Annotated in this window: 8 protein-coding genes and 1 pseudogene; 5 read left to right on the top strand and 4 right to left on the bottom strand. The window is 64.1% G+C overall.

Annotated features, from left to right (window positions below; all coding sequences use genetic code 11):
• The 5 genes from EQG76_RS27660 to EQG76_RS27640 form a co-directional block, all read left to right on the top strand.
• Window positions 1-797, top strand: a 797-nt coding sequence (locus EQG76_RS27660) for an FGGY-family carbohydrate kinase (protein WP_255476602.1), incomplete at its 5' end; no start/stop codon positions are given.
• Between the two features lie 30 nt (window positions 798-827).
• Window positions 828-2,138 (top strand): extracellular solute-binding protein, encoded by a 1,311-nt coding sequence (locus EQG76_RS27655; RefSeq protein WP_159718276.1) that lies wholly within the window; start codon window positions 828-830, stop codon window positions 2,136-2,138.
• Window positions 2,139-2,211: 73 nt separating this feature from the next.
• Complete coding sequence (locus EQG76_RS27650) at window positions 2,212-3,132, top strand: carbohydrate ABC transporter permease (protein WP_159718274.1); 921 nt, start codon at window positions 2,212-2,214, stop codon at window positions 3,130-3,132.
• The gene (locus EQG76_RS27645; protein ID WP_159718272.1) at window positions 3,120-3,935 is read left to right on the top strand and encodes a carbohydrate ABC transporter permease; all 816 of its coding nucleotides are present in this window, start codon (window positions 3,120-3,122) and stop codon (window positions 3,933-3,935) included. The genes EQG76_RS27650 and EQG76_RS27645 overlap by 13 nt, the downstream gene beginning before the upstream one ends.
• A 10-nt stretch (window positions 3,936-3,945) precedes the next feature.
• Window positions 3,946-5,061: an ABC transporter ATP-binding protein gene (locus EQG76_RS27640; RefSeq protein ID WP_159718270.1), complete on the top strand. Its 1,116-nt coding sequence runs from the start codon at window positions 3,946-3,948 to the stop codon at window positions 5,059-5,061.
• Between the two features lie 432 nt (window positions 5,062-5,493).
• On the opposite strand, the gene EQG76_RS27635 is transcribed toward EQG76_RS27640, so the two are convergent.
• The 4 genes and pseudogenes from EQG76_RS27635 to EQG76_RS27625 all read right to left on the bottom strand — a co-directional run bounded on the left by EQG76_RS27635 (window position 5,494) and on the right by EQG76_RS27625 (window position 6,579).
• A complete protein-coding gene (locus tag EQG76_RS27635) occupies window positions 5,494-6,159 on the bottom strand; it encodes a calcium-binding protein (protein WP_407925578.1) in 666 nt (221 codons plus the stop codon).
• A gap of 12 nt (window positions 6,160-6,171) precedes the next feature.
• A pseudogene (locus tag EQG76_RS32905) lies at window positions 6,172-6,225 on the bottom strand (hypothetical protein); the annotation flags it as partial.
• Window positions 6,219-6,449 (bottom strand): calcium-binding protein, encoded by a 231-nt coding sequence (locus tag EQG76_RS33745; RefSeq protein WP_407925577.1) that lies wholly within the window; start codon window positions 6,447-6,449, stop codon window positions 6,219-6,221. The pseudogene EQG76_RS32905 and the gene EQG76_RS33745, both read right to left, overlap by 7 nt.
• Complete coding sequence (locus tag EQG76_RS27625) at window positions 6,424-6,579, bottom strand: hypothetical protein (protein ID WP_200841173.1); 156 nt, start codon at window positions 6,577-6,579, stop codon at window positions 6,424-6,426. Before EQG76_RS27625 ends, EQG76_RS33745 begins: the two co-directional genes overlap by 26 nt.
• Between the last annotated feature and the right edge of the window lie 218 nt (window positions 6,580-6,797).

Genomic DNA, 6,797 nt, shown 5'->3' with positions numbered 1-6,797 from the left:
CGCCCGTGGTCGCGGGTACCATGGATCTGGACGCCGTGGCGCTGGCCTCGGGCGTGAACCGGCCGGGCGAACTTGCGATCTGTGCCGGGACCTGGAGCATCAACCTGATGGTCCAGGACCACCCGGCCGGCCCGCCCTTCCCCTTGATGCAGTGCCTGGACCAAGACGGCCGCCGCTGCCTGGTCGTCGAGGGCAGCCCTACCTCGGCCACGAACCTCGCCTGGTTCAAGACCGGCATGCTCGACGACTCCCTGGACTTCGCGCAGATCAATGCCCTGGTGGAGGGAGTGCCGCCCGAGGCAAGCCGTCTGCTCTACCTGCCCTACATCCACGGTGCGCCAGGTGCGCCGCGCGGCGCATTCGTGGGACTCGGCGCGGAGAATGGCCGTGCGGAGATGCTGCGGGCCCTGTTCGAAGGCGTGGTGTTCAAGCATCGCGCGCATGTCACCGACCTGATCCGAGTGACCGGCCGCACGCCTGAGGTGGCGCGGCTGTCAGGTGGCGCCGCCAAGAGCGCGGTATGGGCGCAGATGTTCGCCGACATCCTGGAGCTGCCGGTCGAGGTGGCAGCCGGCTCCGAGCTCGGCGCGTTGGGTTCCGCCATCTGTGCGGCAGTCGCCATTGGCACCTATCAGAGCTTCGAAGCCGCAATCGCAGGCATGGTACGCTTGGAGCGCCGCTTCGAACCTAGGCCAGACCTGATCGAAGCCTATCGGCTCAAGGCCGCCGACTGGCACAAGGTCGACAACCGCCTTGCTCCGACCTGGACGGAGTTGGGAGGAGCAACGATGCGGTGAAGCATCGGTCGTGAACAGGGAGGAACAAGAATGACAGACTGCTCGAAGAATCGATTGCTGGGTGCTGCGGTCCTGAGCTTGGCCGCGACAGCGCTGGCGGCCCCGTCGGGCGCGCAGGCCCAGGCCTCAGCCGAGGCCTGTGTGGGGAAGGTTCCCGAGATCCGAGTGATCGTCCAGCCAATGCCGGCAACAGGTCATCTCGACACGATTAAAGGCGAGTTCGAATCAAAGTGGCAGACCAAGGTTGAGATCGTCCAGTACGGCGAGAACGATCGGCGTTCGCGCTCACGCCTAGATGCCTCAAGCGGCGCTGGCGCCTATCAGGTCTACTACATCGACGAAGCCAATGTCGCTGAGTTCGCGGCGTCCAAGTGGGTACTGCCGCTTCTCGACTACCTGCCGAAGGACTATGACTACGAGGGCTTCCTGGATGCACGCAAGGCGGTAGCCCAATGGGATGGAACCCCATACTTCGCCCCGATCACGGGCGGCGGCGACATGATGATCTACCGCAAGGATGTCTTCGCGGAGAAGAACATCGCTCCGCCCAAGACGCTGGACGAGCTCAAGCAGGCGATCGCCGCCCTGCACTCTCCTCCCGAGATGTACGGCTGGACCGCGCGGGCGCGGCGCGGCTCGGGCATGAACGTCTGGCGCTGGACCCCGTTCTTCCGGGCCGAGGGCGGCCAGTGGTTCCAGGACGGCGAGGCCAGCTTCAACTCCGAGGCGGCGGTCAAGGCGACCGAGACCTACAAGGACCTGTTCCAGTTCGCGCCACCCGGCGCCACCACCAACACCTGGTCCGAAGTGGTCGAGAGCTTCCGGGCGGGCCAGGTCGCCGTGATCGTGGAGAGCGATCCGCTGGCTCTGTGGATGGAAGACCCGGAGAAGTCGCGGGTGGTCGGTAAAGTGGGCTTCGCTCCGCCGCCCGAACCCCTGCCCTCGGCCGGCTATGCCCATGGCCTTGCCCTGTCGGCGAGCGGCAATCCGGACGACTGCTCGAAGTTGGTTTCCGCCGAGTTCATTGGCTGGGCCACCAGTTCGGAGATGGAGCACCGGCGCTTCGAGGCTGGCCTCTTCGCGGACTTCGCCCGCAAGAGCAGCCTGGAGGATCCGATCTTCAAGGAGAAGGTGCCCGCCGAATACATCCAGGCGCTCGCCGACACGTCACCGCGCACCAGCCTCCTGATCTATGATGGCCCGGAATGGCCCGAGATCGGGGACTTCCTGGGCCTGGTCCTCGAGGAGGTCCTGACCGGCACTCGCGACGACATCCAGCTCTCGCTGGATGAGGCCGCGGAGTACGCGAACGACATCATGCGCCGCTCACAGCGCCAGTGATGGTCTCGCAGGCGGGTGGTGGTCTCCCGCCGCCCGCCTCTGCCCGGTTGTCGACTATGGACTGATCCGGATCATGAATCACTCGGCCTCGCCGAGGATAGGCCAGCCGCGGCGCCTGCGGCCGGAACATCGGCGCTTTGCGCTGCTGACCCTGCTGCCTGGGCTGAGCTTGCTCATTCTCCTGTCGCTGATCGCCAGCGTCGGTGCCATCAACCTGGCGTTCCAGGACCGCATGCTGCGTTTCCCGGACGCGGCCTATGTCGGCTTTGAGAACTTCCAGCGGCTGTTCGGTGACCGGCGCTTCGCCAATGCGCTGCAAGTCTCCGCAATCTGGGAAGTGGTGACCGTTGCCTGCACGATGCTGCTCGCCGTGGCGCTGGCAATCCTGCTGGTCGAAGGAGTCCGCAATCCCAGGGTCCGCAACGCCATCTGCATCCTGCTGATCATCCCGGTTCTCCTGCCGCGCGTCTCGGCGGGCCTGATCTGGCGGTTTCTCTACAGCCCGACCATGGGTGCCGCGAACTATCCCCTGACCATGCTGGGCCTGCCCCCGATCGAGTTCCTGAGCGATCCGCAGATCGCGCTCTACGCGGTGGCACTGGTGGACATCTGGCAGTGGGGCCTGTTCTTCGGCGTGGTCCTCGCCAAGCTCATCGAGACCTTGCCCAAGGAGCCGCAGGAAGCTGCTCGCCTCGACCACGCAGGCACGCTCGGCGTGTACTGGTGGGTGGCGCTGCCCATGTTGCGTGGCCCCATCATCATGATGACCTTCGTCAAGGCGATCGAATCACTGCGCTCGTTCGACCTCATCTACACGATGACGGCCGGTGGACCCGGCATCAGCACCGAGACCCTGGACCTCTACGCTTTCCAGCAGGGGATCGGCATCAGCGGCCGGATCTCCTATGCTTCCAGCTTGAGCGTCCTGCTCATGGTGATGACGGTGATCATCTTCTCCATCCTGTGGAAGAGGGCAGCACGATGGGCCGCATGACCCTGCGCCTCGGTGGCGGGCTGCTCACCTGGCTCGTCGTCCTTCTGGCGCTCCTGCCGGTGCTCTGGACGATCCTCAGCTCGTTCAAGAGCCTGCGTGACATCGTCTCGCCGATCCCGGTGCTGGTGTTCCAGCCGACGCTAGAGAACTACCGGACTGTGCTCACCACCCCCGCCGTGCGCGACGGCCTGGTCAACAGCATCATCGTGGTCGGCAGCGCGCTGCTGATCGGGGTCGTGCTGGGTGTGCCTGCCGCCTACGCGCTCGCACGCTTCGTGCGCCGCCTCAAGGGCGACATCCAGTTCTTCGTCTTGTCGCTGCGATTCATGCCGCCCGTCGCCGTAGCGCTGCCGTTCATCGCGCTCTGGCTCGATCTCGGCCTCTACGACACGCTGATCGCGGTCATCGTGACCTACTGCATCGTCACCATCTCCACGATCATCTGGCTGGGTGTTCCCGCGTTCGAACAGGTGCCGCGCGCCATCGAAGAGGCGGCTGCCCTGGAAGGCTACGGACCGTTCGCAGTGTTCTGGAAGGTCGCCCTACCGGTCGCTGCCCCCTCGCTGGTGGGCGCGGTGCTGTTCACCTTCGTGATCACCTGGAACGAGCTCCTGATCGCCCTGGCGCTCACTTCACGTAACGTCACCCTGCCGGTGGTGGCGGCCGGCTTCACCACGCTCGGCATGGAGGTGCCATGGGGTGTGATCAATGCCTCCTCCGTGGTGCTGGCCCTGCCGCCGCTCATCCTGGTGGGGCTGATCATGCGCTTCATTGACCGCTATTTCTCGCGCCCGGCGCGCTAGGGGACGCTTCATGGCGACGATCGAGATCAGGGATATCGGCAAGAACTATGGCGACGTGCGTGTCCTGGACGGGCTCAACCTCGACATCGGCGACGGCGAGTTCATCGTGCTGCTCGGCCCATCCGGCTGCGGCAAGTCAACGATGCTGCGGATGATCGCGGGCCTAGAGGACGTCGACAGTGGCACCATCGCCATCGGCGGCACGGTGGTGAATGACTTAGCCCCGGGCGACCGCGGGGTCGCCATGGTCTTCCAGAGCTATGCTCTCTACCCGCACATGACGGTGTTCGACAACATCGCCTTCGGCCTGCGGCGCCTGCGCGTGCCCAAGTCGGAGATCGCGCGCCGGGTCGACGAGGTGGCGAAACTCCTGTCCATCGATGGCCTGCTCACCCGCAAGCCTGCCCAGCTGTCGGGTGGCCAGCAGCAGCGAGTCGCGATGGCCCGAGCCATGATCAAGACACCCTCGGTGTTCCTATTCGACGAGCCGCTGTCCAACCTGGACGCCAAGCTGCGCGATCATCTCAGGGTGGAGATCAAGCGCCTGCACGGCATGCTCGGCACCACGACGATCTTCGTCACCCATGACCAGCTCGAGGCGATGGCGCTGGCCGACCGCATCGTGGTGATGAACGGAGGACGCATCGAGCAGCAGGGCACGCCGCAGGAAATCTATCATGCGCCTCAAACTCTGTTCGTCGCCCGGTTCGTGGGCAACCCGACCATCAACCTCCTGGATGGGCAGGTCGGCAAGGAGGGCCGGATCGAGTACATGTCCGGGTCACTGGATGTCGGCGCCGCTCGGCTCGACGGCCTCGACTCCGGCAGCCCGCTGACGATCGGGATTCGGGCGCGCGACCTGAAACTGCCGGGCCGGCTGCCGGAGGCGGCCATTGCGGGGCGCATCGATGCCAAGGTGGAACTGGTCGAGCTGTTGGGCGACGAAGCCCAGCTCGACCTGCTCGTCGGCGACAAGAGTCTCGTGGTGCTCGTCGACGGACGTACGCCACCAGCTACCGGTAGCACGCTCAGCCTAGAGATCGACCGCAACGCCCTCCATCTATTCGATCCCAAGAACGGTCGGGCGATCCGCAAGACGAGCCAGAAGCTTCACCAGGCAGCGTGAACATTCTCGTTCCGAAGCAGGGACAGCGGCGTGCATCCACTATGAGCGGAGAGGCCGGATACTCGATGTGTTGCGCCTCAGCCCTGCATCAAGGAGGCAAAACCCGGAGCTTCCGGAGAACCGGAAGCTACGAGCGAGCCTCTGCGTTGACCAAAGCCCCAGCTTGATGAGTCCAGCTCATGAGCAGGTTTCTAACTATATACGGTACCGGATCTTACCAGACATGCCTGGACCGTCATCGCAGATCGATGCCTGAGGACGTCTCACGCACGGGCAGCTCATCCGCGTTCGCAGCTTTCGCATGGGCGTGAAGTTGCGCAGCAGGAGTGATGGCGAACGAAGCCGCCGCAGGCTTGGCCGCCAGCACACGAGGAGGTGTCAGCTTTCGCAACTTTCGCAGGTTTCACTTAGGCGCTTGCGCGCAAGCAGCTGTCAGGAGGCAGAGACGAAGTCGTCGGCGGTGAGGCTGGTCACGCCGAACAACGTGATGGTGCCCGAGAACCCACCAGGTGCCGCCTCCTGCAGCGCCGCGAACTTCCCGATGTCGATCGTTAGGCTGTGCCTGGTCTTGCCCATGAAGGACTGCCAGTTGATCGAGATGGCCTCGTCCGCATCCGTCAGGATGCCGTTGCCGTTCGTGTCGAGGTCGGCGAAGTCGAAGGTGTACATGCCGCTAGGATCGTCCACGGCATTGTTCGCTAGCGCTTCAATGAACAGCTTGTCTTCGCGGTAGGTGAAGTCGCCAATTACGTCAGAGACTTGGTGCAACAGGAAACATCTGTCGTCGCTTGTCCAATCGTACGCATGATTGAATTCATAGCGGAACGTGTCGCTTCCTACGTCACCCGATAGGACTGATTGCTCTCCTCCCGCATGTTTCCCAGCATAGATGACATCATCACCGGAGCCGCCAATGAGGCGGCCCGACCCCTGGTCACCGTACAAGCGATCGTTGCCGTCCCCACCCTGCAGAATGTCGTCGCCGAGTTCGCCGCGCATGTTGTCAGCGCCGTCGCCGCCGGATGCGCGCTCATTGCCCGTTCCGCCGAACAGCAGCATGGCCCCAGACACAAAATCTTCGTTCCCCGGCCACGGCATCTCAATCCGATCGTCCCCGTTCCCGGCATAGACGGTATCGTTGCCGCCGCCCGGCATGATCAAGTCGTTGCCGTCCCGCCATAGATCAAATTGTCACCGAGGCCGCCGTAGAGGTCGTCCGGGCCTTGCTGGCCAGACAGCGTGTCATTGCCGGCATCGCTCCAGATCCGGTCGCGGTTATCGCCGCCGAACAGGATGTCGTCGCCATCCCCGCCGCTGATCAGGTCGAAGCCGGCATCGCCGTAGATGCGATCATTGCCGGCCTCACCGCACAGCGTGTCGTTGCCCAGGCCGCCCTGGATGGAAGTCGTCGCCGCCGCGGCCCTCGATCAGGTCGTTGCCGGCCAGGCCCTGCATGGTGTCCCGGCCGTTCGTGCCGAACAGGCGGTCGTTGCCGCTGGTGCCGGTGGTCTTTGCCACGGTGAAGGCCCCTTGAGGTGGTTGGAATTGGGCTGAGGGCGACTGCACGCGGATCGTCAGTGAACCATCAATCATCGTCAATGCTTGGCGTCACCTGAATACGAGTGAAATACAGCGAGGCGGGCCAGAGCAAGTCGTTCATCCGGGTGCGGAAATAGCTCGCTCTAACACGCATTTATGCACCGCGATGTTCCGGCAACCATGGCATAGAAGGCAGC

The organism is Geminicoccus flavidas, from assembly GCF_009806515.1.
Taxonomy (GTDB): domain Bacteria; phylum Pseudomonadota; class Alphaproteobacteria; order Geminicoccales; family Geminicoccaceae; genus Geminicoccus; species Geminicoccus flavidus.
Note: the sequence above shows the minus strand (reverse complement) of the source record. Positions and strands in the feature narration are given on the sequence as shown.

What these genes read in the sequence shown, in the direction of transcription:
- EQG76_RS27650 (WP_159718274.1), top strand. Translation starts at nt 2,212, where the DNA reads ATGAATCACTCGGCCTCGCCGAGGATAGGCCAGCCGCGGCGCCTGCGG.
- EQG76_RS27635 (WP_407925578.1), bottom strand. Translation starts at nt 6,159, where the DNA reads ATGCCGTGGCCGGGGAACGAAGATTTTGTGTCTGGGGCCATGCTGCTG.
- EQG76_RS27645 (WP_159718272.1), top strand. Translation starts at nt 3,120, where the DNA reads ATGGGCCGCATGACCCTGCGCCTCGGTGGCGGGCTGCTCACCTGGCTC.
- EQG76_RS27655 (WP_159718276.1), top strand. Translation starts at nt 828, where the DNA reads ATGACAGACTGCTCGAAGAATCGATTGCTGGGTGCTGCGGTCCTGAGC.
- EQG76_RS27640 (WP_159718270.1), top strand. Translation starts at nt 3,946, where the DNA reads ATGGCGACGATCGAGATCAGGGATATCGGCAAGAACTATGGCGACGTG.